Genomic DNA, 23684 nt, shown 5'->3' with positions numbered 1-23684 from the left:
TAAAAATTTTAAAATTTAGAAATTTAAACAGGAGGATATAAATAAAATGTCAAATGAATTAAGTAAAACATATTCACCAACAGAAATAGAAGACAAATGGTACAAAATTTGGGAAGAAAAAGGATATTTTAACGCACAGCATAATAGCGAAAAACCAGGATATTCGATTGCTATTCCGCCACCAAATGTAACTGGGATTTTGCATATGGGACATATGTTGAATAATGCGATTCAAGATGCAATTATTAGATATAAAAGAATGAGTGGATTTGAAACACTTTGGATTCCTGGGATGGATCATGCTGGGATTGCGACTCAAAATAAAGTTGAGAGAATGTTAAAAGAAGAAGGAACTTCAAAAGAAGAAATTGGATACGATGAATTTTTGAGAAGAACTTGGGAATGGAAAGAAAAACATGGTGGATTAATCACTAAACAGTTGAGAAAATTGGGAGTTTCGCTTGACTGGGATAGAGAAAGATTTACGATGGATGAAGGTCTTTCAAGAGCTGTAAAAGAAGTTTTCATAAAATTGTATAATGATGGTTTAATTTATAGAGGAGAGTACATTGTAAACTGGTGTCCTCACGACAAAACGGCTTTGGCTGATGATGAAGTTAATCACATTGACAAAAAAGGGAAAATTTGGGAAATCAAATATAGAATAAAAGATACTGATGATTATGTTATTATTGCGACAACAAGACCTGAAACAATGTTAGGAGATACAGGGGTTGCAGTAAATCCAAATGATGACAGATACAAACATTTAATTGGTAAAAAAGTTATTTTACCGTTGATGAATAGAGAAATTCCAGTTGTTGCAGATGAATATGTAGATATGGAATTCGGTACAGGGGTAGTAAAAATGACACCTTCACACGATCCTAACGACTTTGAAGTAGCAAAAAGAACTGGACTTGAATTTATAAACATTTTTACTGAAGATGCGCACGTAAATTCAAATGGTGGAAAATACGAAGGATTAGAAAGATTTGCGGCTAGAAAAGCGATTTTGGCTGATTTAGAAGCTGAAGGATTACTAGTTGGGACAAAAGAACACAATCATGCTGTGGGACATTGTTACAGATGTGATTCTATTATTGAGCCAAGAGTTTCAACTCAATGGTTTGTAAAAATGGAACCACTTGCAAAAAGAGCATTGGAAGTTGTAAAAAATGGACAAATTCAAATTACTCCAAAAAGATGGGAAAAAGTTTATTACAACTGGCTTGAAAATATAAGAGACTGGACTATTTCTAGACAAATTTGGTGGGGACACAGAATTCCTGCGTACTATGCTGAAGATGGAACAGTATTTGTTGCTAGAAATATGGAAGAGGCAAAAGCTCAAGCGAAAGAAAAATTTGGAAAAGAAGTTTCATTAAGAGAAGAAACAGATGTGCTAGATACTTGGTTTTCATCAGCATTGTGGCCATTTTCAACATTAGGTTGGCCTGACAAAACTCCAGATTTGGAAAAATTCTTCCCAACAAATGCGTTAGTAACAGGAGCAGATATTTTATTCTTCTGGGTAGCGAGAATGGTTATGATGAGTTTGTACATTAATGATGAAATTCCGTTTAGTTATGTATACTTGCACGGAATCATTAGAGATGAATTAGGTAGAAAAATGTCGAAATCATTAGGAAATTCACCTGATCCATTGGATTTAATTGCAAAATATGGAGCAGATGCGATAAGATTCAGTTTCTTGTATAATACTTCGCAAGGACAAGATATTCATTTTTCTGAAAAATTATTGGAAATGGGATCTACGTTTGCAAACAAAGTTTGGAATGCTTCAAGATTCGTTTTATCTAATTTGGAAGACTTTGATAAAAATGCAGTTATTGACGAGAAGGAATTTAAGCTAGAAGATAGATGGATTTTATCTAAATTGCAAACAGCTTCAAGACAAATTAACGAATATATGGATAAATATGAATTGGATTCAGCAGCAAAAGTTGCTTATGAATTTTTCAGAGGAAATTTCTGTGACTGGTATGTGGAAATCGCAAAAACTAGAGTTTATGGACAAGAAGGTTCAGATAAAACTGTGGCACAATATGTGTTGAAAACAGTTCTTGATAAAGGATTGAGAATGCTTCATCCATTTATGCCGTTCATAACTGAAGAAATTTGGCAAAAATTAGGATTAGACGAAGAAACAATTATGTTATCAGAATTCCCAACAGAAAACAAAAAATATGTTGATTTGGCAGCTGAAAAAGAATTTGATTACTCGAAAGAAATCGTTAATGCGATTAGAAATATTAGAGGGGAAGCAAATGTTTCACCAGCGAAGAAAATCGAAGTAATCTTCAAAATCGTAAATGATGGAGAAAAAGAAATTTTAGAACATAATGCGAAAATATTAGATAAATTAGCAAATGTTGAAAAATATGAATTTAATACAGAAATTCCTGCGTTAGTTGGATTCAAATTAGTTGAAACAACAGAAATTTACGTTCCACTTGCTGATTTAATCGACAAAGAAAAAGAAATCGCAAAACTTGAAAAAGATATTCAAAAAACACAAAAAGAATTAGACAGAGTTTTAGGAAAATTATCAAATGAAAAATTCTTGTCTAAAGCACCAAAAGAAGTTATCGACAAAGAAAATGGCATAAAAGAAGAATTAGAAAACAAAATTGCTAAATTTAAAGAATCTATTAAATTGTATCAAGGATAATTGTAGATGTTCTAAGAGATAGCGATAAATATTAATTAGGAGGTCATCTTGTAAGTAAAAATAAATTTTTAAACTTATGAGATGGCTTTTTTGAAAATAATACTTGCAAGAAAGTTAATAAAATTATAAAATATAAAAGATAGCAACAAGAAAAATAAATAAATTAAAGGAGTTGGTATGAAGAAATTAATTTTGGTAATTTCATGCTATTTTCATTGACTTCGTGCATAACTGGAGGAATTGGGGTTGGAAGCGATGGAAAAGTTAGAGGGAATATTGGAGTGTCTACAGGTGGATTGATTCGAGGTGGAATCGGAATTGATACAGATGGTAGACTTTCTGGAGGAATTGGATTTTAATTATTTAATTTAATTAAAAAATAAAAAATGAAAGGAAGATAGATTATGAAAAAAATTATTATTGCAATATTGATGTTATTGGCTTTGACATCATGTTTAAGTGCTGGAATTGGAGTAGGAACAGGAGGAATCCACGGAGGAATCGGAATCGGATTTTAATGAAAAATAAAATTGGGAGGAAGAAATTATGGGAGCATTGTTTTGGGCAATTTTGTCAGGAATAATGGCAATTCTGGAAATAATTATTCCAGGGCTTGTGACAATCTGGTTTGCACTTTCAGCTTTGATTGTAATGTTTCTTTCAAATTTTATTGGAGATTCACTGATTCAATTTTTAATATTTGCTGTGCTTTCAATAATTTTCTTGATTTTTACACGTCCAGTTTTGAGAAAATATATTGAATTACAGAGGAAAACGAATTTTGATTCAAGTATGAAAGGAATGGATGTAAAAGTTGAAAGAGTAGTTGACGCTAGAAAAGCTGAAAAGGAATATGAAGTGAAATTTAAAGGATCTATTTGGACTGGAGTAAGCGAGGAAATGCTGTCAAGTGGAGAAGTTGTAAAAATTAAAGGATTTAGAGGGAATAAAATTATTTTAGAAAAGAATAAGTAACTATAAAAATAAAAAAATAGGAGGTAGAATTATGTGGGCTTTGCCAATAGTAGTAATTCTTATTGTAATTGCATTAATTTATATTTTAAAATCAATAAAAATCGTGCCTGAATCACGTGTGCTTATTGTAGAAAAATTGGGAAAATATGATAGATCTTTAAGTTCAGGACTTAGTTTTCTGAATCCATTTTTCGACAGAGTTGCAAGAAGCGTATCACTAAAGGAACAAGTTGTGGATTTTCCGCCTCAGCCAGTTATTACAAAAGACAATGCGACAATGCAAATTGATACAGTTGTTTATTTTCAAATAACTGATCCAAAATTGTATACTTATGGAGTGGAAAGACCGCTTTCTGCGATTGAAAATTTGACTGCTACAACTTTGAGAAATATTATCGGAGATATGACAGTTGATCAGACATTGACTTCAAGAGATATTATTAATACGAAAATGCGACAGGAATTAGATGATGCAACAGATCCTTGGGGAATAAAAGTAAATCGTGTGGAATTAAAGAGTATTTTGCCACCAGCCGATATTCGTGTTGCGATGGAAAAGGAAATGAAAGCCGAAAGAGAAAAGAGAGCTAATATTTTGGAAGCACAGGCTAAAAGAGAAGCAGCGATATTGGTTGCTGAAGGAGAAAAGCAGGCTGCAATTTTGAGAGCTGAAGCCAAGAAAGAGCAACAGATAAAAGAGGCTGAAGGGGAAGCAGAAGCTATTTTGTCAGTTCAAAGGGCAAAAGCGGAAGCATTGAGATTGTTAAATGAAGCATCACCAAATGAAAAAGTTTTATCTTTAAGAGGATTGGAAGCGTTTGAAAAAGTTGCCGATGGAAAAGCTACAAAGATTATTATACCAAGTAATATGCAAAATTTAGCAAGTATTGCGACAGCGTTTTCTGAATTGACTAAAAATGATAACGAGATTAAAAAATAGATTGAATGGGACTGAGTGAACTACTCAGTCTTTTTTTTGTAAATATTTAAATACTGACTATAAAAAAGTTTATTAAAAAAAGTAGAAAAATACAATTAATAGGTGTATAATAATGTAAAATAAAATTGAAAGGGATGAAAATGATGGATAAAAAAATTGGGTTAGTTCTGGAAGGTGGAGGAATGAGAGGAATCTTTACAGCAGGAGTTTTAGATTTTTTTCTGGAAAAAAATATTGAAGTAGATAATCTAATTGGGGTGTCAGCTGGAGCGGCATTGGGTGCAAGCTATGTTTCAAAGCAGTATAAAAGAGGGTTTGATGCAATCGCTGATCATATAAATAAAAGAGAATATGCAAGTTTTTATAATTTACTAAAGACGGGAGATTTTTTTGAGGAGCAGTATGCCTATCACGATATTCCTGAAAAATATAATCCGTTTGATAATGAAACTTTTAAAAATAGTAAAACGGAATTTCAAGCAGTTATTACAAACTGCGAAACTGGAGAGGCAGAATATCCCGTGGTTAAAGATGCAATAAAAGAAATTGATACTTTAAGAGCATCGGCTTCACTTCCGTTTTTGTCAAGACTTGTTAAATTAAATGGAAAAAATTATTTGGATGGAGGAGTTTCTGATCCGATTCCTTTGGATTATTCAATAAAAAAGGGGAATGTGAAAAATATCGTTGTACTGACACGAGATAAGAATTATCGTAAAAAACAAAGTAGATTAGGAACAATTTCAGCAATTAGATATAAAAAATATCCTAGATTTGTAGAACTTATGAAAACTAGATATAGTCGATATAATGCAACTTTGGATCATATTTACGATTTAGAGAAAAAGGGAGAAATTTTTGTGATTCAGCCATCAGTTCCACTGACTTTGGGAAGAATTGAGAAAAATAGAGATAAGTTACAGAAAGTTTATAACATTGGGTATGAAGAGGCAAAGAAAAATTATGAAAAATTGAAAAAATATTTAGAAAAGTAATTTTTAAGAATATTTCTAATAAAAATAGACCTGTTCGATAATTATATAAATTTAATAAAATAAATGTCCTGAAGCAAGAGATTTTGACTTCTTTTACGAATAAAAAAACTTAGGCTGTTGAACAATCTAATATGAAACTGTAAATTTATAAATGATAATAAAAAACAAGAAGGGAGGGAAAAGTGAAAAATGAAAAAATCTGGTATGAGTTAGATGCCTTTGCAAAAACGTATTCTTCAATAATTAGCGAAGGGAGAACGACATGTTTCAGGCTTTCGGCATTGTTTTCTGAAAATATTGATTTGAAAGTATTGAGAAATGTGGCAGTTTTACTTGAAAGAAAGTATCCGTTTTATAATTCAGAATTGAAAAAGGGGATTTTTTGGAATTATTTACAGCAGAAAAAGACACATTTTATGATTGAGAAGGAAAAAACTTATCCTTGTACGGATATACAAAAGGATAATCCGTTGCGAATTATTTATTTTAATAATAAATTGTCAATAGAAATCGCACATTTTTTAACAGATGGAAAGGGTGCGATGCTATTTTTTCAAGATTTAATTGAAGAATATTTGGAAGAGAAGTATTTTTCTAAAAGAAGCAGGAACAGGAATTTTGAAAATGTAGATATTATTATTGAAAATAAGGGAAAAAATAAAGATGAAGACAAAATTGAAATAAAAGATAAAGATTTGATAAAAGATAAAAAAATAATTGATTTTCCGAAAATAAATGGTGAAATTAAAAATTTTGAGAATAAGAGTTTTTTAGAAAATAAAAAAAAGATTTTAGAAAAGAACGAAGAAATATTTGGAAACGATAATGAGGAAAATGGTGCAAAGGAAAGTAAATATATTGACCTTTATGAAAAATATATGCAGAAGGTAAGCAAGGAAACTACGATAAAGTCTGCATTTCATTTACCAATAAAAATATTGGAGAAGGGGCAGTATCATATTACAACTGGCGAGATTTCTACTGATGATTTGAAAATGGAAAGCAAAAAGCATAAAACTACAATTGGAAAATATCTGCTTGCAGTTTATTTTAAAGTTTTGCTGGATAGGTATTCAAGTGCAAAAAATCTGATTGTTATTGGAGTTCCTGTTGATTTGCGAAGAATTTTTGAGGAAAAGACGTATAGGAATTTTTTTATGAATATAACTCCAAGTGTGGATGCCAGTCTTGGGGCATATTCCCTCTCTGAAATTATCACTTATCTGGATAATTATTTTGCCTTGAAAATTACAAAAAAGGAATTTTACAAAAGTATTTATAAAGCAATGAATCCGATGAGAAATATAGTTATAAAGTCCGTTCCATATTTGGTAAAGCGGATATTTTTCCCATTTATATTTGATTATTATGGAGAACGTGGCTACACAACAGGATTTTCCAATTTGGGAGTTTTTAAAATTGAGAAAAAGTACGAAAAATATTTAAAAGGATTCAGATTTTTGCCACCACCAAGCAAAAGGTGCAAAATTAAAATGGGAGTTATAAGCGATAGTAAAAAAGTTTATATAAATTTTGGAAATTTGACTGCAAATTATGATATTGAAAGAGATTTTTTTGTTTATTTACGAAAAAGAGGGATAAGATCTAAAATAATTACTAACTATTTTTAAAAATTAAGAAAATATTGTTAAAAAAAATGATAAAGAGGGAAATGAAAAATGTATTGCGTAAAATGTGGAGTAGAGTTGGAAGATGGAGTGAAAAGATGTCCGCTATGTGAAACAGCTGTTCCTGAAATAAAGGGAATGGAAGAGGAATTTGCAAAGGAATATCCGATTGTCAATATAAATTTGTATGAAATGAAGATGAAAAAAGTGAAAAAAGCTGTATTTATGTCATTTTTTACAATTTCAATTATTTCAATATTAGAAGTTTTTTTTCAAAATTTGATAATGTATGGGAAACTGGAATGGGGATATTATGCGATTCCATCTATTTTAGTCTTTGATTTGGGATTATTCGTATTTTTAGATTCCTATAGAATGAGAACAAATTTATTTTTGATATTGACTGGTCTTACGGCTTTTTTCCTTTTGCTTGATTTTGGAGATAAAAAATTGACTTGGAGTATTGGACGTGGAATTCCTATTGTTGTTGCATTTTATCTCATTAGCCTTGTTTTTTCGTATGTCTGGGATAAGCATAAAAATGATCGGTTAAAAATATTGAATTTTTTTATTTTTTTGGTTGGAATATTTCTTTTAGTTTTAGAATTAATCATAAGCAAAAAGATGACATGGAGCATATTTTCTTCGATTCCGTTATTTATTTTAAGCATAATGTTACGATATGCCTATAAATCCTATAAAGAAGAGTTTAAGCGAAGGTTGCACAGATAACAAATATCGCTTATTTAGGCATATTTATATAAATTGTAAAACTATTAAAATTATAATTGATTTAATATTAAAAACAAAGTAATCTGTAGTATACTCATATTGAAATTTGAGAGATGAAAAAGATCAAAAATTTCAAAAAATAAATATAAAAGATTGAAGAAAAGAGAGAGTGATTATTATGAGATCTACAAAAAAAATGATTCTAGCAACTTTAATTGGAGTATTGGCTATCGGTTCTATTGGTTATTCAGCTGTATCAAAAACTTCTAGAAAAAAAGCTGCAAATAAAACAGCAGTAACTTCTAAAAATTTAACAAGAAAGTTTAGCTGCAGCAGCAGAAACGTAACAGTAGAAAATCTTTCAACAAATAAAGTTAGATTGACAGATGACAGCGGAAAAGTTTACAATTTAAAATTGACAAGATCTGCTAGTGGAGAGTTATATTCAGGTAACGGAGTTTCTATTCAAATAAAAGGAAATGATGCTGTATTTACAGCAAGTGGAAATGATGAAAGCTGTAATTTAACAAGCGATTCAAATTCAAATAGCGGAAACTCAAATAAAACTGCAAGTGGAAATTTATTAAGAAAATTTAGCTGTGACGGTTACCAAGATATAACAGTAGAAAATCTTTCAACAGATAAAGTAAAATTAGCTGATGGTTACGGAAGCATCTATAATTTAAATTCTGCAGTGGCTGCAAGTGGAGAAAAGTATTCTGATGGAAATATTTCAATTCACATGAAAGGAAACGATGCTATTTACACAGAAAATGGAAAAGACAAAAGCTGTACTTTGAAAAGTACTGGTCACGGTTCTATTGAAGAATAATAGATTCGTTTAGAAAATTGTATTTAAAATTTGAAAAATAAAAATTTTAAAGCAAAGAATTTTATCTTCTTGTAAAAAATTCTAATTATTGAAAAAATTTAATATAAAAAAGCTATTTATGTAATTTTATTGATTATGCCAGGATACTTGTGACTTTAGTCATGAGATGAATGGCATATTTTTTGTTTACCAAAAACTTGAAATAGCTAAATGTACATGGTATCATAAAAGTAGTAAAATAAAACTTTTTAAAAGATGGATATAAATAGTGGAAAATAGAATACAAAGAGATTTGGATTCAGCATTTTTAATAAAAATATAAAAGAAAATTGAGAAGAAGCAGATATAGAAAAAGCTAAAAAAGGATTTAAAAATTTTGTAAAAATTAAATTAACAAATACGGTGAATCCGAAGTTTGAATAAAATTATTTTGGTTTTACTGTAAAGAAAAAGGAGTTTATAATAATGAAATGTAAAATTTTTTCTGTATTGGATATAAAAGATGATGAAAAAATTGTGGAAAGTATGTTTTTACTTATGAAAAATCATTATGAAAATATGAAAAAAGATAAATTTTTAAAAGATTTGTATGATAAAAATAATGTTTTTTTGTTATTTGAAAATGATGAATTAAAGGGGTTTTCTACAATAAAAAAAATGGAGTTAAATATTGAGAATGAAAAAGATACTGTTAATGAAAAAATAGTCGGTTTTTTTTCTGGGGATACAATTATCGAAAAGGGATTTTCTTGGGGAATCGAATTTCAGAAAGAATGGATAAAATATTGCCTTCTGGAAAGTGAAAAAAATATGAAAAATGGGCTAAAAACTTACTGGTTTCTGATTTCTAAAGGGATAAAGACATATATGTATCTTCCAACATATTTTAAAAAATTTTCTCCTAAGGCGGATTATACTGAAAATGAGATGGAGAAAAAAATAAAAGATATTTATGCTGAAAAAATATACGGAAATAGATATAATAAGGAAAATGGAATTGTAAAAAATGATGGAACAAATGATTTTTTACGGGAAAATGTCGTTGTACTTTCGGAAAAGCAGTTAAAAAATAAAAATGTGCAGTTTTTTTTAGAGAAAAATCCTAGTTATCAGAAAGGTGATGAACTGGTATGCCTTGCAGAAATTTCTTTTGAAAATTTGACAAATTTGGGAAAACGGGTTTTGAAGGAAATCTTTTAATTTTTAAAACTAAATAGTTTGATTTGAAAAGTAAAATTTACTTTAAAAAAAAATAAAATTCAATGATTTGTGTGTTAAAATATTGGAAGTTAAATAAATAAAAAAAGGTGAATTTTATGAAGATGTTGTTTATTTATCCTGGATTTGGAAAGAAAAAGGGACAGAAGTATATTTTTCAGCTGAGGACGTTTGAGCCGCTTACGTTTGCTTACTTGCGGGCATTGACTCCTTATGATATTGAATGTGAGCTGATTGATGAAAGAGTTGAGGCGATAGACTATGATAATGATGCGGATGTTGTTGTAATTACTTTGGAGACTTATACGGCACGGCACGGATATGAGATTGCTAAAAGATTTAGGGAAAAAGGAAAGAAGGTTATTATTGGGGGGACACATGCTTCGCTTGTGCCAGATGAGGCTATGAAGCATGCAGATTCTGTAGTTACAGGATATGCTGATGATATTTGGGGGAAAATTATTGAGGATTATAGGAATGGGACAGAAAAGAAACTGTATATTGGTGGACTTAGCAATAAGTTTTTAATACCAGACAGAAGTATCTTTAAGAAAAAATATTTAATTTCAGTTGTAGAAACTGGACGTGGATGTCCTCATCACTGTGAATTTTGTGCAATTTCGGCAGTTAATAAGAAACGGTATGCTAAAAGGCCCGTTGATAGTGTAATTGAGGAATTGAAGCATATAAAGTCAAAATATATATTTTTTGCTGATGATAACTTTGTTGCAGATCCTAAATATGCATTGGAGCTTTGTGAGAAGATAAAGCCGTTAAAGAAAAAATGGATTTCGCAAGGGGCAATAACGATGGCAAAAAATGAGAAATTGCTTGCGGCTATGAGAGACAGTGGATGTCTTTTTATTTTAATCGGATATGAGTCGATAAATAAAGAGGCTCTTGACAATATGAAAAAGGAATGGAGCTACAAGCTGGGAGATATTGAGGAATCAACACGGATTATACATAAATACAATATTGGAATTTATGCCACATTCGTTTTTGGGTTTGAGGAAAAAATCGGCACTACGTTTGAAGATACTGTAAAATTTGCACAAAAAAACCATCTGGAATTTGTCCAGTTTAACTATCTTGTACCTTTTCCAAATACTGAACTTTATTTTAAAATGGAAAAGGAAGGAAGGCTTTTATACAAAAAGTGGTGGCTGGAGCCGCAAAAATATTCGTATTTATTTTTTGAGCCTTATGATATTTCTACAAATGAGTTTCGTGACAGGTGTATTGCAGTAAGATATGCATATCATTCTGTAAAAAATATTTTGGGAAGAACTTTTGATGTGTTAAAAAGGACAAAAAATATACCATTTTCCATTATGTATCTGTTTTTGAGCTTTGGGCAGAAGGCTGTTATAAAAAAATTTCAGGATTTGCCAATTGGAGATAATTTAGATGAAAAAATTCGGTAAAAAAAGTAAATTTTATGAAGTAAAAAATTTAAAATATGTGATTTTAAACAGATTATTCATATTTTTTTGTAAAAAATCCTACAAAGATTTTGTTTTCAATATAAAAAGTAAAAGTAAAATTCGGGAAACACAAGTAAAAATACTTTTGGAAATATTGAAAACTAATAAAAATACAGAATATTTAAAAACTTTTGAAACAGAAAAGCAAATTTTAAGTGCAGAAAATGAAAAAGAATTAATAGAAAAGTTTCAGAATAAAATTCCGATTGTGAATTATGAGAATGTTAAGGAGTTTGTGGAAAGAGAGAAAAGTGGGGAAAGTAATGTTCTTTTGAGTGATAAAATTAAGCTGTTTGAACTTACGAGCGGAAGTACGTCTGATGTCAAATATATTCCGTATACAGAAAATTTTTTGAAAAGTTATATGAACGGAGTTTTTTCATGGATCTATGACTTGTATAAAAATAATAAAAATCTTTTTCTTGGAAGTTCCTACTGGTCTGTTTCTCCAATTTTAAAGCGAGAAGCTGTAACTAGCGGAGGAATCCATGTGGGAATCGAAGATGATACTTCGTATTTTGATAAAATTTCTGCATTTTTTTTAAATAAACTGTTTACAGTTCCAAAAGAAATAAAAAATACCCAAAATATGGAGGATTTTTTGCTAATTACAGCAGTATTTCTGCTTTTATCAGAAAATCTTGCGATGATTTCGGTATGGAGTCCATCGTTTCTTATGATTTTGCTTGATTTTATTGAAAAAAATCATAAAGCGATTTGCAAAATTTTAAAAAGTGAGGATTTGAGTGCTGAATTTTTTGTTGAGAAAAATTTAGGAAGTAAAAAGTATTTTCAGATTATTAAGAAAAAATACAAAAAATTGTGGAAAAAAAGCAGAAGTGAATTTTTGATAAATTATTTTGAAAGAAGTGAAAATAATACTTTAAATCAAAATAGTGGAATTAAACAAAATGTTGGAAAAATAGTAAATGAAAAAATAGATTCCCAAAATAAAAAGTTAAAAAATAAAATGGAAAATAAAATTATGGAAAATTTTGTGGATTACTCTGTGATTTGGGAGAAACTTTCGCTTGTGAGTTGCTGGGCAGATAGTGATTCCTATGAAATTTTTATAAAATTGAAGGAGAAATTGAATTTTGATAAAAAAAACATGGATTTGAAATTTCAAGGAAAAGGGCTTATGTCAACAGAATGCATTGTAAGTTTTCCGCTGGAAAATGTGGAAAATGGGAGTGTTGTTGCCTATAACTCGTTTTTTTATGAATTTATTCAAGTTTCTGGTGATGAGTTAGAAAACAGCAGTCCAAAACTTTTGGATGAATTGGAGAGGGGAGAGCGTTATTGCATTGTTGTTACTACAAATGCTGGGCTTTACAGATATAATACGAATGATATTGTGAAAGTTACAGGATTTTATCATAAAATTCCTGTTGTGAAATTTGTTGGAAGAATGAATAATTTTTCTGATATTGTTGGGGAAAAGTTGGAAAATTCGTTTGTTGAAAAGCAAGTTTTAAATTTGTTGAAGGAAAATAATATTAAAGAGGAATTTTTGCTATTTTCACCAGTAAAAAATGAAAATGGAAAAATAAGTTATACATTATTTTTAGAAATAAAGAATAAAAATAAGAAACTGGATTTTGAAAAGCTGGAAAATAAAATAAAATTTGAAAATAAACTTAATGAAAAACTGTGTCAGGCATTTCATTATGAATATGCATATAAATTGGGGCAATTAGGGAAAGTAAGAATATTTTTAATAGAAAAGGATGGATTAAAAACATATACAGCTGAAAAATCAAAAAGGCAGAAAATAGGAGATATAAAATATCGAATACTGGATAAAAATTTTGGCTGGGAAAATAAATTTTTAGGAGGATTTGGAGAATGAAAGTGGCATTACTGGCACCAGCAGGGGCAATGTACAGATTTAATGGAACATTTAAGAAGGCGATTCACTATGCACCGCTCACATTATCGACACTTGCGGCATATATTCCAGAAGATATTGAAGTTGTAATTTATGATGAAACGATTGAAAAAATACCGCTTGAACTGGATGCGGATATTGTGGTTATGACTTCGATTACGGGAACCTCGGAAAGAGTGTATAAATATGCAAGATACTTTAAAAGCAAAGGAAAAAAGGTTATTTTAGGTGGACCGCATCCGACACTTTGTCCAGAAGAAGCGATACAACATTGTGATTCTGTTGTAATTGGGCGTTCTGAATGGCTTTTTACGGAAATAATGGAAGATGCGAGAAATAACAGTTTAAAGAAATTTTATGTCCAGAAGGAAAATAGCCTAGAAAATTTAAAATTACCAAAAAGGGAACTTCTGAAAAAGGAAAGATATGTTTCGATAAACAGCATTGAGGCAACTAAAGGCTGCTCTTTTGACTGTTCATTCTGTGTTGGGAAGGCTTTATATCCAACATTTTTAAAAAGACCGATTAATGAAATTATTGCAGAAATTGAGACTTTTAAGAAAAAAGAAGTTTTGTTTATAGACTTAAATTTAATTGCTGACAAAAATTATGCTAAAAAACTGTTTATTGAATTGACACCTCTAAAAAAATGGTGGTTTGGGCTGGCAACTTCCAACCTTGTTCATGATGATGAAATGATAAAGCTAATGGCAAAAAGTGGCTGTAAAGGCTTGCTTATTGGATTTGAAGCTGTCTCGAAGGAATCGCTGCGGGCTATGAATAAAGGGGTAAATGTTATGGCTGATTATCATTTGCTTATGAAAAAGCTGCATCATTATGACATTGCTGTAAACGGAACTTTTACATTCGGAGCAGATGGCGATGATAAGGATATATTCAAGCGAACTGTGGAGGAAGTAATAAAAATGAAAGTTGACTTGCCAAGATACTCTATATTAACTCCATTTCCTAAAACAAAACTTTATAATGATTTGGAAAAGCAAGGCAGAATCTTTGAAAAAAACTGGACAATGTACGATGTTCAGCACGCTGTATTCCATCCAAAAAAAATGACAGCGCAGGAACTGCAGGAAGGCGGAATTTACGCTTGGAGGGAAACTTATAAAGTAAGCTCGATTTTTAAAAGAATCGCAAGATTCAGCGTTATTGCACCAATTATGCTTAATACTAACTTGGGGTATAGGCATTATGCCGATAAACTGGAGGAATTTACTTTTGAAAAAATGACAGATAATTCTGATATTCCAAATGTAGATTAATTAGTTAACTTTAAATAAACAATTATATAAATTATTTTTTTATTAAGAAATTTTGATTAATAATAGTTTTTTCATTTATATTTATGTCTTTTTTTATATAAAGCAAAGGGGAACAGTCGCCATCCCCTTTGCAAACCCGGCTTGTCTAAGCATTTTTTGAAAACAAAAATTAAACTCGCTTCGCTCAGACAGTAATTTTTATTTCCAAAAAATCACGACATTTTAATTCAATATATACCAATTATGATACTGTTAAAAAACTTTATATAAATAAGATTTTAAATTTAATTATAATGTTTAAGATAATAAATTATTGATAAGGAGAAGAAAAATGAAAATAGCTTTTTTACGTCCAAATATGGGAGGGAAACGTTCCAATGATGCGATAGAGCCACTTGCTTTTGCGGTGCTTTCGGGGCTTACGGATAAGACTCGACATGAGCTTATGCTTTTTGATGATAGGATTGAGGATATTCCGATGGATCTTGAGGTTGATTTGGTTGTAATTTCTACGTTTACAATGACGGCTAGACGGGCTTATGAATTAGCAAAAAATTATAGGGAACGTGGAGTTTATGTGATGATCGGAGGGTATCACGCTTCGCTTATGCCTGATGAAGTGCAGGAACATGCAGATACAGTTTGTGTGGGAAGTGGAGAAGTTACTTGGAATGAATTTTTGAACGATTTGGAAAACGGGGTGCCGAAAAAGAGGTATGAATGTAGAAAATTACCAGATATTAATAATGTTGTTTATGATAGGAGCATTTACAAGGGGAAAAAATATTCTTTTGTCGTGCCAGTTCAGTTTGGGCGAGGCTGTATGCACCAATGTGAATTTTGCACGATTGGGGCAGTTCACAAAGGAGATTTTCAACATAGGGATGTTGAGAACGTGATAAATGAGGTAAAGGAAATTTTTAGAACGAATAAAAGGGCGAAAATTGTTTATTTTGTGGATGATAATATTTTTGCAAATAAGAAAAAGGCTTTGCAGCTGTTTGAAGAATTGAAAAAACTGAAAATAAAATGGGCTTGTCAAGGCAGCATCGATATTGCAAGAGATGAGAAATTGATAAAATTGATGTCAGAAGCAGGGTGCATTGAAATGCTTCTGGGATTTGAGAATATAAATATAAAAAATATTAAGAAAATGAAAAAGGTTGCAAATTATGAGTTTGACTATGAAAAAATCATTAATATCTATAAAAAATATAGAATACTTGTGCATGCAAGCTATGTGATTGGGTATGATTATGATGATAAAAACTGTTTTGATGAAATTTTGGAATTTTCTAAAAAGCATAAATTTTTTCTTGCAGGCTTTAATCCAGCATTGCCGATACCAGGAACTCCTTTTTATGAAAGATTAAAAAAAGAAGGTCGGTTGCTTTATGAACGATGGTGGCTGGATGAGAACTTTCGTTATGGGAAAGCATGCTTTGAGCCATATAATATGACGATTGAGGAATTTGAGGCTGGAATTTTGAAATGCAAGGTGGAATATAATAGACATTCGAGTATCTGGAAAAGGCTGTTTGACGGTGCTGCCAATTTTAAACATGCCCTTGTATTTCTTGCTGTGAATTATATCAACCGAAAAGAAGTTTATAACAAAAAAGGAATAAAATTATGAGAATAATGCTTGTTTTAGCAAAGGATAACATTTACAAATACAATTCGATTCACAAAAGAAAATATTATCCGCAAATTACGTTAATAACGCTGGAATCACTAATTGACAGAAAGTATAATGCTGATGTTGTTATTGTGGATGAAGGTGTGGAAAAATGGGATGCTACTTCTAAAAAATATGAAAATGAAAAATTTGACTTAATTTGTATTTCTTCGGTAATTTCAGGATCGAAAAGGGCAAAAGAGATTGCCAAGTTTTGGAAAAGTAAAGGAGCGCATACATTAATTGGCGGGCATTATGCGACTGCTTTGAAAGAAGAGGCGTTACAATATTTTGATACAGTAATTACAGGAGCTGCTGAAATTTCATTTCCGATGTTTCTTGAAGATTTTACAAATGGAACTCCAAAAAGAGAATATTTTAACCTCGTTGGAAATGATTATGAACCGAAGCCATTAAACCGAAAACTTTTGAAAAATAAAAAATATTTTAAAAATTATGGCACAATTGTCGCAAACAACGGCTGTCCCAATAAATGCTCTTATTGTTCCATCACAAAGATATATTCTGGAAAAAATCAGATAAAAAGCATAGAGTACGTGATAAATGAAATAAAAACGAATAAGCCTAAAAAATGGATATTTCTTGATCCAAACTTTTTAGGCAACAGAAATTACGCCATTCAGCTAATGGAAGAATTGAAGAAATTAAAAATAAAATGGACTGCTTCTGCAACAATAAATATCGGTAATGATAAAAAAATTCTGCAGTTAATGAAAGAGTCTGGCTGTATAGGCTTGGTTATTGGCTTGGAAAGTTTTGTTCAGGAAAATCTTGATGGAGTAAATAAAAAATTTAACAATGTCGCAGAATACAAAAAACTCGTAAAAACGATCCAGTCTTATGGAATATCAGTCCTTTCCACACTTATGATAGGAATGGAAACTGACACAGTGGAGTCAATTCGCCAAATTCCTGATATTATTGAGGAAATTGGGGTAGATGTGCCAAGATATAACATAATCACTCCGTATCCAGGAACACCTTTTTTTAATCAGTTAAAAGAAGAAGGAAGATTGCTTACAGAGGACTGGTATTACTACGATACTGAAACAGTCGTATTCAAGCCTAAAAATATGAGCTACGACACATTGCAAAAGGAATTTTATAAATTGTGGCTTGACACTTTCACTTTCAAGCGAATTTTAAGAAGAGTGAAAACTTCTAGGAATAAAGGGCTGAAATTCATTCTGGAAGTATTTTCAAGACAGCATGCACGGAAATTTAGGAAGTATGGGAAGATAAAATTTGAGAAGTAAATAGCTTTTGAATATGAACAGTTTTATTTATTTTAAAAAAAAATTACAGGGAGATAAAAATAAAATTTTAAAGAGAAAAAAGTGATATGAAATGAACAGTATCTTACAAAATCAGGAACTAGTGAAATTTTTTTCGGCAGAAAGAATAAAAATAGAAATAGATGGACAGCAAATATTGTGGAGGGATATGACTTTAAAAATAGATTCAAAAATTGGGGAGCATACTGTTGGAAAAATAAGGTACATAGCCTCTTTACAGCAGATAAATATTTATGATGCTGCAATAGACAAGGATGAGGATATTAAAATTATTATTTCTGGAAGAAGCAATATTTCAAATGAAAACGGAGTTTCAAATGATAAAATATTTTTAAATGGAATAATTGATGATATTAAACTTTCTGAAATTAAAACAGGTTCTTTGGTAGTTGAAATTACCTGCATTTCCAAAAGCGTTCTTCTTGACAGAATACCAAGATACCGTTCATTTCAGGATCCTGCACTGACTTATTCGGCAATAGTTGAAGAGATTAATAAAAATTATGGGGCAAATGGAGAAAGAATAATAAGTGTTGGGGAAGATATGAAAGAAGTACCAAGAATGACAATCCAGTACAACGAAACAGACTGGGAATATTTAAAAAGGCTAGCTTCATACACTGGCTCTCCAATAATACCTTACTATGACAAGGTTTTAGTCGGATTTTTGAAAAATCAGGTAACACAGACACCAAACACGACATATTCCCAATATGTAAAAAGCAAGCGGAATAAAAGAACAATGTACAAAATAACAGGAACAGAAGTATATGCCGTTTCAACACCGATAAAATTGAAAACTAGAAACAGGGCATCAGGAGAAGATGTTGAAAATGACTATTTTGTTATTGAAAGTAAAATATACAATGAAGGAAACACCTTAAAATGTGAATATACGCTAGGAAAACAGACAGACTACTTTGTAGATCCAATACCGCACGAAAAGATAAGAGGAGCAGTTAATAATGATGAAAATGGTAGATTTACAAATCCTGATAAAAGGAATTTTACTTTGGGAATAGTCAAAGTGGGGCGAATAATGGGAAACCGATGTATAATTTTACTTTAGACAGCGAGGAATTTAGCATAAGTGTTGGAAGAGTGATAAGATTAGAGCAGAAGAACAGATAGAAAAAGGATTAAAATCAGGAGAATGGAAACATTATTATGAAAATGGAAATATTGAAAAGATAGAAAATTGTAAATTTGGAGAATTGAATGGTATTTTTATGTATTATTATGAAACTGGAGAAATAAAGGAAAAAGGGAATTTTAAATATGATAAGAAAGAGGGTATATGGCAATCATATTTTAAAAATGGAAACATTAAAATAGAAACTTCTTATTATCTAGATAAACAGATAAATGGCATATGGAAAAAATTTTATGAAACAGGAGAATTAATGTGTGAATGTCCTGTTGTAGATAATAAATTCTTTGGAGATTATAAACAATATAATAAGTATAACGTTTTAGTTTATAAATGTTTTATGCATGATAATATGAAAAATGGTGATGAAATTTATTATGATAAACAAGGAAAGGAAATTATAAAAAGGCAATATGTAAATAATAGAGAAATAAAATAAAAAGTTAAAGGAAGCTCTGAATGGATTCAATAGCAACTTTGATTTTAAAACAATCCGAAGCAATAGGATTATCTCTGATAGAATCTTCAGAATTTCAATTCGTTGTAGATGGTGCTGAATTAGTATGTAATGGGTGTCCAGGGCAAAAAACTGTTTTGCAAGTAACAAGTCGAAATAAATTTTATATGAAAAATAAGTTAATTGCTACCAAAAAAGATAAAGAACCAATAAGAAATATAGTCCCTTTTCCAAGTTGCACTTTTATAGGAGAATGTGAGCTGATGATAGAAGGTGATTAGGGAAATTATTCCACAAATACTTTTAGTGGTGAAAATGAATGTTTAACAACAAATTCTTTTGCAAGATGTAGAAATGGTGGAATAATAAGGATAGAACATTCAGGACAATATTTATCGTCAGAACAGATAGCTAAGGATTCAGAAGAGTTATTCAAAATAACTGGAAAAACAGGAACCAGTGAAACAAAAAAGAAAGAAATGGGAGAGTATTTATCAAAAAAATATGGAGAAAAAATAGTTGTAGAAGATTTTAATTTTAAAAGAGGGAATCAAGTTCCTACACTCGATATTGTAATAAGAGGACAAGCGAAGAATAATATTTATATGAGCGAATAAAATAAAAATATATTGCATGATATTGAAAATTATAACAAAAATGGAGTATTTTTTCATGAAAGAAATAAAGTTTATGAGTATGAACAAATACAATCAAATTCCGTATATAGAGGTGTCAGAGATATAGATTTTCCAATAAAAGGAAATGTATATGAAAATTCTGCTGATTATTACAAAAAAAGAAACATTAGTCAATCAGAACTGAACAAGACAAAAGAGAATTGGAATAATAAAAGGATAGAAAGAGAAGAACGTGAACATAAAGTATTGAATGATATAAAACGAGTAAAAAATATTACTGTTTTTGATAAAAAATTTGATAGTTTTTGGCTTAATGAGTTAGATGTTGAACTTGTTGGAAGTAAGAAAGATAAAAATGGAAATACTATTTTAATAGTTAATGATTATGGAAATAACTTAAACAAAATAAAAAATCAAAATTTAATAAAAAAATACAATAAAAATGGAATAAAATTTGAAAAAAGTTTTGTAGGAAGACAAGCAAGCACACTTACTTCATTATATGAATATGAACGGTTAAAATATAACTATCCTAATGAGTATACCGATTTTTTTACAACAGCTCCATTTTATTATACATTAAAAAAAGCACAAGAAGGTATAGTAGCCTCTGCTTATATTAATGATTTCCCTACTGAAGGAAAAAAATTTATCAAATTCTAAAGAAGGGTATGTATCTAACGATAAAAAATCCTCTGGAAGTAAAATGAATAATAAAGAATTTGAAAAAATCAACAAAGAAGTTCTTGAAACAGTTGAAACAAATAAAAAAAGAAATATAAATGTAGAACTTCATAAGAAAATAAATGAGCGAGAAGAAGGTTATTACTTTAAAAAACAATTTGAAAAAATTGAATTGGATATAGAGACAAAATATAAAAATATACGTGCAGTAAATGAGATTAATAGAGGGAATTTGCCTGAAAATCCAGTGACAGAGATATCACGTTCCATAAATTCTCGGAACGCTGCTAAAGATTTTGCAATTAGGTTACTCGGTAGGAAACCGACAATGGAAGAGTGGATGAGAGGAAATAAAATAAAAATTAATGGAAAAATTTGTTATAATTGTTGGATTGCTAGTGAAAAGGGAAGAACAGTTACTTATAGACCATCAGGTTGGGCAAGTGGCAGAACTTCAGATAATGCTTCTTCAGTAGATTTAAATGATAATGGTGTATTTAAAAAATTTAAATTTGAACAGAAATAGGAGGTAAAATGAAAAAGTGGGAAAAAATAGAATTTCAAAAATTATCAAGTCTTTTTTGTACTGATAATTATCATAAACTTTCAGATAAAAAATATTGCTTTGAGAGTTATTCAATATCCTTTTTTTTAAGTTTTCGATCGAAAAATATAAAGGAATATTGGTTATTTTATGTTGAGATAATTTATAGGTTATTAAAATGTAAAATGATAGAAACTGTTGGTGGTTATGAAGAAAATAAATTAACTCTTATAGTTAATTTAGAAGATAATCCAGAATACAAAAATTTAACAATAAAGGAATTTTGTAGCATAATAGCTGAAAGATATAGATATAGAGAAATGGATTATATGTATGAACCTTCAATATACCCTATAGGAGAATATGAAAGTTTGTTGAGAAAATATGGAGATTCGATAAGTATAAATAATTTACAAGATGAAGTTGAAGAGGAAGAAACTAAAAGAAACTATCGGGTAAACGAAAAATTTATAAATGAAATTGAAAAAATATTTGATAAAAATGGAGTCCCTTGGACAGGAATTTACATTTTTGATACAGAAAGAACAGTAAATAAGAAATTAGAGATTATAAATTCTGAAGAAGAAACATTAAATCTTAAAAAACCAATAGAACAAACCTACGACAGCATTCGTGACTGGCTGCTCCCTCTTTTAAGAAAAGATGATAAAATAATATTTCCAAAAGAAGAGTTTTTAGAAAGAGTGAAACTTTTTGATGAAGCTGAAAAATTGAGAACATTTAATGTGATAAAATTGGCTGTTGAACATGATAATTATTGTGTGAAATTTGAGGAAGACAAGATAATCGAAGGATACGAGGTTATAAAAGCTTTCGGAGAAATGTTGGGAATTGCTGTTGAAGAGGAAACTGGGGAAAAGGTGGAGGAAAAAGAAGAAGAAAAGAAACTTACGCCACAACAGTTAAGAAAGAAATATTTTCTTAAAAGAATGAAAAATTCTGAATAATAAAAAATCGTAAAAGGAGAAAAAACAGTGAAAATAACATTTATACTGCCTGCCATTGGGAAGAAAAAAGGGCAGAAATATATAAAAACATGGAAAAATATGGAGCCACTTATGATTGCAGTTTTAAAATCTTTAACTCCTGAGGATGTTGAAACGAATTTTATGGATGACAGGAATGAGTTTATAAATTATGAGGAAAATACAGATTTGGTTGTGATTTCTGTAGAAACTTATACTGCCAAAAGGGCTTACGAAATAGCAAAAAAATTTCAGAAAAGAGGAACAAAGGTACTTGCAGGGGGGTATCATCCAACTGTAGAGCCTGACGAGTGTCTGGAACATTTTGATTCGATTATTTTGGGAAATGCGGAAAGCGTGTGGACAAAGATGTTGAATGATTTGAGCAAGAATAAGTTGGAAAAACGGTATTATGGGGTAACTACTTCTTTTGCAATGCCTGACAGAAGTATTTACAAGGACAGGAAATATTCACCTCTTGCACTGATTGAAACAGGGCGTGGATGTAATTTTGGGTGTGATTTCTGTGCAATTCATTCATATTATCAGAAAAAATATTTTAGACGACCTATTGAGGAAATTGTGCAGGATATAAAAAACTCTGGGAAGAAGTATGTTTTTTTTATTGATGATAATTTTGTGGCGGATCATAAACATGCGATTGAGATTTGCAAGGCAATTGAGCCGTTAAATATAAAATGGGTAACGCAAGGGGCTATTACCATTGCGAAAAATGATGAATTGCTTTACTGGATGAAAAAAAGCGGATGTAAAATGATTTTGATTGGGTATGAGTCGATGAATCCAAATATTTTAAAGGATATGGGGAAAGGATGGAGAAGTGGCGTTGGAGAAATAAATGAACTGACGGAAAAAATTCATAGTTATGGAATCGGAATTTATGCTACTTTTGTATTCGGTTATGGAAATGACACGAAGGAAACTTTTGATGAAACGGTAAAATTTGCCAAAAAACATGGATTTTATTTTGCGGCATTTAACCATCTTGTACCATTCCCAAAAACAGGCGTTTATAGAAAATTAAGAGAAGAAAAACGACTTCTTAGTGAAAAATGGTGGCTGGATGAAAATTATCCTTATGGGCGAATTTCCTTTCTTCCAAGCGATCAGACTCCCGATGAGCTTTCCAAAAAATGTGCCAATGCAAGAAAAAGCTTTTTTGGATGGCGTTCAATACTTAAAAGAGGATTTATGCAGTTAAAACGAAGCCATGATTTGGGAATGTTTGCAATATTTTTTGCACAAAACTTTAATTTGAAAAAAGAAGTTATGGGGAAATATGATTTACCGTATGCACAAAACTTGGATGAAGCTCCAAAATAATTTTCAGTAAAATAAGCCGTAAGTATTGTGAGAATAAAAAAACCTTATGTTATTGAACAGATTCAGTAAGTTTTTAAAAGATGTATTAGACCTGTTCGACAACCTAAATTTTTTATTTCCACAAGGGGTCAAGACCCCTTGTTTAAGAATATTCGTTTTATTAAATTTTAGAAGTTTCCGAACAAGTCTATTGAAAATCAAGGACAGAAAAAAT

At 30.3% G+C, this 23684-nt stretch carries 23 protein-coding genes; all 23 read left to right on the top strand.

Going from position 1 to position 23684, the window contains the following annotated elements; all coding sequences use genetic code 11:
* Positions 1-46 precede the first annotated feature (46 nt).
* On the top strand, positions 47-2695 hold the full coding sequence (locus tag HW276_RS08160; RefSeq protein WP_178938097.1) for a valine--tRNA ligase: 2649 nt from the start codon (positions 47-49) through the stop codon (positions 2693-2695).
* 203 nt (positions 2696-2898) lie between these two features.
* Complete coding sequence (locus HW276_RS08155; protein ID WP_010128571.1) at positions 2899-3054, top strand: hypothetical protein; 156 nt, start codon at positions 2899-2901, stop codon at positions 3052-3054.
* 45 nt (positions 3055-3099) lie between these two features.
* Positions 3100-3213: a lipoprotein gene (locus HW276_RS08150; RefSeq protein WP_172617466.1), complete on the top strand. Its 114-nt coding sequence runs from the start codon at positions 3100-3102 to the stop codon at positions 3211-3213.
* Between the two features lie 28 nt (positions 3214-3241).
* Entirely contained in the window at positions 3242-3670 is a 429-nt protein-coding gene (locus HW276_RS08145; protein ID WP_010128573.1) for an NfeD family protein, read from the top strand.
* 31 nt (positions 3671-3701) lie between these two features.
* A complete protein-coding gene (locus HW276_RS08140; protein ID WP_010128574.1) occupies positions 3702-4610 on the top strand; it encodes an SPFH domain-containing protein in 909 nt (302 codons plus the stop codon).
* A 140-nt stretch (positions 4611-4750) separates the two neighbouring features.
* Entirely contained in the window at positions 4751-5605 is an 855-nt protein-coding gene (locus tag HW276_RS08135) for a patatin family protein (protein ID WP_255460415.1), read from the top strand.
* A 182-nt stretch (positions 5606-5787) separates the two neighbouring features.
* Positions 5788-7236 (top strand): alcohol acetyltransferase, encoded by a 1449-nt coding sequence (locus HW276_RS08130; RefSeq protein WP_147004080.1) that lies wholly within the window; start codon positions 5788-5790, stop codon positions 7234-7236.
* 48 nt (positions 7237-7284) lie between these two features.
* Positions 7285-7965: a DUF6320 domain-containing protein gene (locus tag HW276_RS08125; protein WP_178938096.1), complete on the top strand. Its 681-nt coding sequence runs from the start codon at positions 7285-7287 to the stop codon at positions 7963-7965.
* A gap of 178 nt (positions 7966-8143) precedes the next feature.
* Positions 8144-8797 carry an MliC family protein gene (locus HW276_RS08120; protein ID WP_178938095.1) on the top strand — a complete coding sequence of 218 codons (654 nt, stop codon included), beginning with the start codon at positions 8144-8146 and terminating at the stop codon, positions 8795-8797.
* 465 nt (positions 8798-9262) lie between these two features.
* The gene (locus HW276_RS08115) at positions 9263-9997 is read left to right on the top strand and encodes a hypothetical protein (protein ID WP_218975004.1); all 735 of its coding nucleotides are present in this window, start codon (positions 9263-9265) and stop codon (positions 9995-9997) included.
* A 116-nt stretch (positions 9998-10113) separates the two neighbouring features.
* Positions 10114-11442 carry a B12-binding domain-containing radical SAM protein gene (locus HW276_RS08110; protein ID WP_178938094.1) on the top strand — a complete coding sequence of 443 codons (1329 nt, stop codon included), beginning with the start codon at positions 10114-10116 and terminating at the stop codon, positions 11440-11442.
* Positions 11426-13354 carry a GH3 auxin-responsive promoter family protein gene (locus HW276_RS08105; RefSeq protein ID WP_178938093.1) on the top strand — a complete coding sequence of 643 codons (1929 nt, stop codon included), beginning with the start codon at positions 11426-11428 and terminating at the stop codon, positions 13352-13354. Before HW276_RS08110 ends, HW276_RS08105 begins: the two co-directional genes overlap by 17 nt.
* Positions 13351-14673 (top strand): B12-binding domain-containing radical SAM protein, encoded by a 1323-nt coding sequence (locus tag HW276_RS08100; protein ID WP_178938092.1) that lies wholly within the window; start codon positions 13351-13353, stop codon positions 14671-14673. The genes HW276_RS08105 and HW276_RS08100 overlap by 4 nt, the downstream gene beginning before the upstream one ends.
* Positions 14674-15004: 331 nt before the next feature.
* Positions 15005-16309 carry a B12-binding domain-containing radical SAM protein gene (locus HW276_RS08095; RefSeq protein ID WP_178938091.1) on the top strand — a complete coding sequence of 435 codons (1305 nt, stop codon included), beginning with the start codon at positions 15005-15007 and terminating at the stop codon, positions 16307-16309.
* Positions 16306-17628, top strand: coding sequence for a radical SAM protein (locus tag HW276_RS08090; RefSeq protein WP_178938090.1), 1323 nt, complete (start codon positions 16306-16308; stop codon positions 17626-17628). Before HW276_RS08095 ends, HW276_RS08090 begins: the two co-directional genes overlap by 4 nt.
* 91 nt (positions 17629-17719) lie before the next feature.
* On the top strand, positions 17720-18736 hold the full coding sequence (locus tag HW276_RS08085; protein ID WP_255460414.1) for a contractile injection system protein, VgrG/Pvc8 family: 1017 nt from the start codon (positions 17720-17722) through the stop codon (positions 18734-18736).
* Positions 18737-18776: 40 nt separating this feature from the next.
* The gene (locus tag HW276_RS08075) at positions 18777-19256 is read left to right on the top strand and encodes a toxin-antitoxin system YwqK family antitoxin (RefSeq protein ID WP_370464646.1); all 480 of its coding nucleotides are present in this window, start codon (positions 18777-18779) and stop codon (positions 19254-19256) included.
* 20 nt (positions 19257-19276) lie between these two features.
* A complete protein-coding gene (locus HW276_RS08070; protein WP_178938089.1) occupies positions 19277-19555 on the top strand; it encodes a PAAR-like protein in 279 nt (92 codons plus the stop codon).
* A gap of 198 nt (positions 19556-19753) precedes the next feature.
* On the top strand, positions 19754-19891 hold the full coding sequence (locus tag HW276_RS08065; RefSeq protein WP_178938088.1) for a hypothetical protein: 138 nt from the start codon (positions 19754-19756) through the stop codon (positions 19889-19891).
* A 12-nt stretch (positions 19892-19903) separates the two neighbouring features.
* Positions 19904-20575, top strand: a complete 672-nt coding sequence (locus tag HW276_RS08060; protein WP_178938087.1) for a hypothetical protein — start codon at positions 19904-19906, stop codon at positions 20573-20575.
* Positions 20576-20618: 43 nt separating this feature from the next.
* A complete protein-coding gene (locus HW276_RS08055) occupies positions 20619-21122 on the top strand; it encodes a hypothetical protein (RefSeq protein ID WP_178938086.1) in 504 nt (167 codons plus the stop codon).
* Positions 21123-21130: 8 nt separating this feature from the next.
* Positions 21131-22108 carry a hypothetical protein gene (locus tag HW276_RS08050; protein ID WP_178938085.1) on the top strand — a complete coding sequence of 326 codons (978 nt, stop codon included), beginning with the start codon at positions 21131-21133 and terminating at the stop codon, positions 22106-22108.
* A gap of 27 nt (positions 22109-22135) precedes the next feature.
* Positions 22136-23470 (top strand): radical SAM protein, encoded by a 1335-nt coding sequence (locus HW276_RS08045; protein WP_178938084.1) that lies wholly within the window; start codon positions 22136-22138, stop codon positions 23468-23470.
* Positions 23471-23684 lie beyond the last annotated feature (214 nt).

The organism is Leptotrichia sp. oral taxon 417 (assembly GCF_013394865.1).
Lineage (GTDB): Bacteria > Fusobacteriota > Fusobacteriia > Fusobacteriales > Leptotrichiaceae > Leptotrichia > Leptotrichia wadei_A.
This window is presented reverse-complemented; position numbering and strand designations above follow the sequence as displayed.

Coding starts and splice junctions, on each gene's coding strand:
- HW276_RS08160 (WP_178938097.1), top strand. CDS start 47: ATGTCAAATGAATTAAGTAAAACATATTCACCAACAGAAATAGAAGAC.
- HW276_RS08055 (WP_178938086.1), top strand. CDS start 20,619: ATGAATAATAAAGAATTTGAAAAAATCAACAAAGAAGTTCTTGAAACA.
- HW276_RS08145 (WP_010128573.1), top strand. CDS start 3,242: ATGGGAGCATTGTTTTGGGCAATTTTGTCAGGAATAATGGCAATTCTG.
- HW276_RS08095 (WP_178938091.1), top strand. CDS start 15,005: ATGAAAATAGCTTTTTTACGTCCAAATATGGGAGGGAAACGTTCCAAT.
- HW276_RS08155 (WP_010128571.1), top strand. CDS start 2,899: ATGCTATTTTCATTGACTTCGTGCATAACTGGAGGAATTGGGGTTGGA.
- HW276_RS08125 (WP_178938096.1), top strand. CDS start 7,285: ATGTATTGCGTAAAATGTGGAGTAGAGTTGGAAGATGGAGTGAAAAGA.
- HW276_RS08050 (WP_178938085.1), top strand. CDS start 21,131: ATGAAAAAGTGGGAAAAAATAGAATTTCAAAAATTATCAAGTCTTTTT.
- HW276_RS08115 (WP_218975004.1), top strand. CDS start 9,263: ATGAAATGTAAAATTTTTTCTGTATTGGATATAAAAGATGATGAAAAA.
- HW276_RS08105 (WP_178938093.1), top strand. CDS start 11,426: ATGAAAAAATTCGGTAAAAAAAGTAAATTTTATGAAGTAAAAAATTTA.
- HW276_RS08150 (WP_172617466.1), top strand. CDS start 3,100: ATGAAAAAAATTATTATTGCAATATTGATGTTATTGGCTTTGACATCA.
- HW276_RS08065 (WP_178938088.1), top strand. CDS start 19,754: ATGGGAGAGTATTTATCAAAAAAATATGGAGAAAAAATAGTTGTAGAA.
- HW276_RS08070 (WP_178938089.1), top strand. CDS start 19,277: ATGGATTCAATAGCAACTTTGATTTTAAAACAATCCGAAGCAATAGGA.
- HW276_RS08110 (WP_178938094.1), top strand. CDS start 10,114: ATGAAGATGTTGTTTATTTATCCTGGATTTGGAAAGAAAAAGGGACAG.
- HW276_RS08140 (WP_010128574.1), top strand. CDS start 3,702: ATGTGGGCTTTGCCAATAGTAGTAATTCTTATTGTAATTGCATTAATT.
- HW276_RS08090 (WP_178938090.1), top strand. CDS start 16,306: ATGAGAATAATGCTTGTTTTAGCAAAGGATAACATTTACAAATACAAT.
- HW276_RS08100 (WP_178938092.1), top strand. CDS start 13,351: ATGAAAGTGGCATTACTGGCACCAGCAGGGGCAATGTACAGATTTAAT.
- HW276_RS08135 (WP_255460415.1), top strand. CDS start 4,751: ATGATGGATAAAAAAATTGGGTTAGTTCTGGAAGGTGGAGGAATGAGA.
- HW276_RS08120 (WP_178938095.1), top strand. CDS start 8,144: ATGAGATCTACAAAAAAAATGATTCTAGCAACTTTAATTGGAGTATTG.
- HW276_RS08085 (WP_255460414.1), top strand. CDS start 17,720: ATGAACAGTATCTTACAAAATCAGGAACTAGTGAAATTTTTTTCGGCA.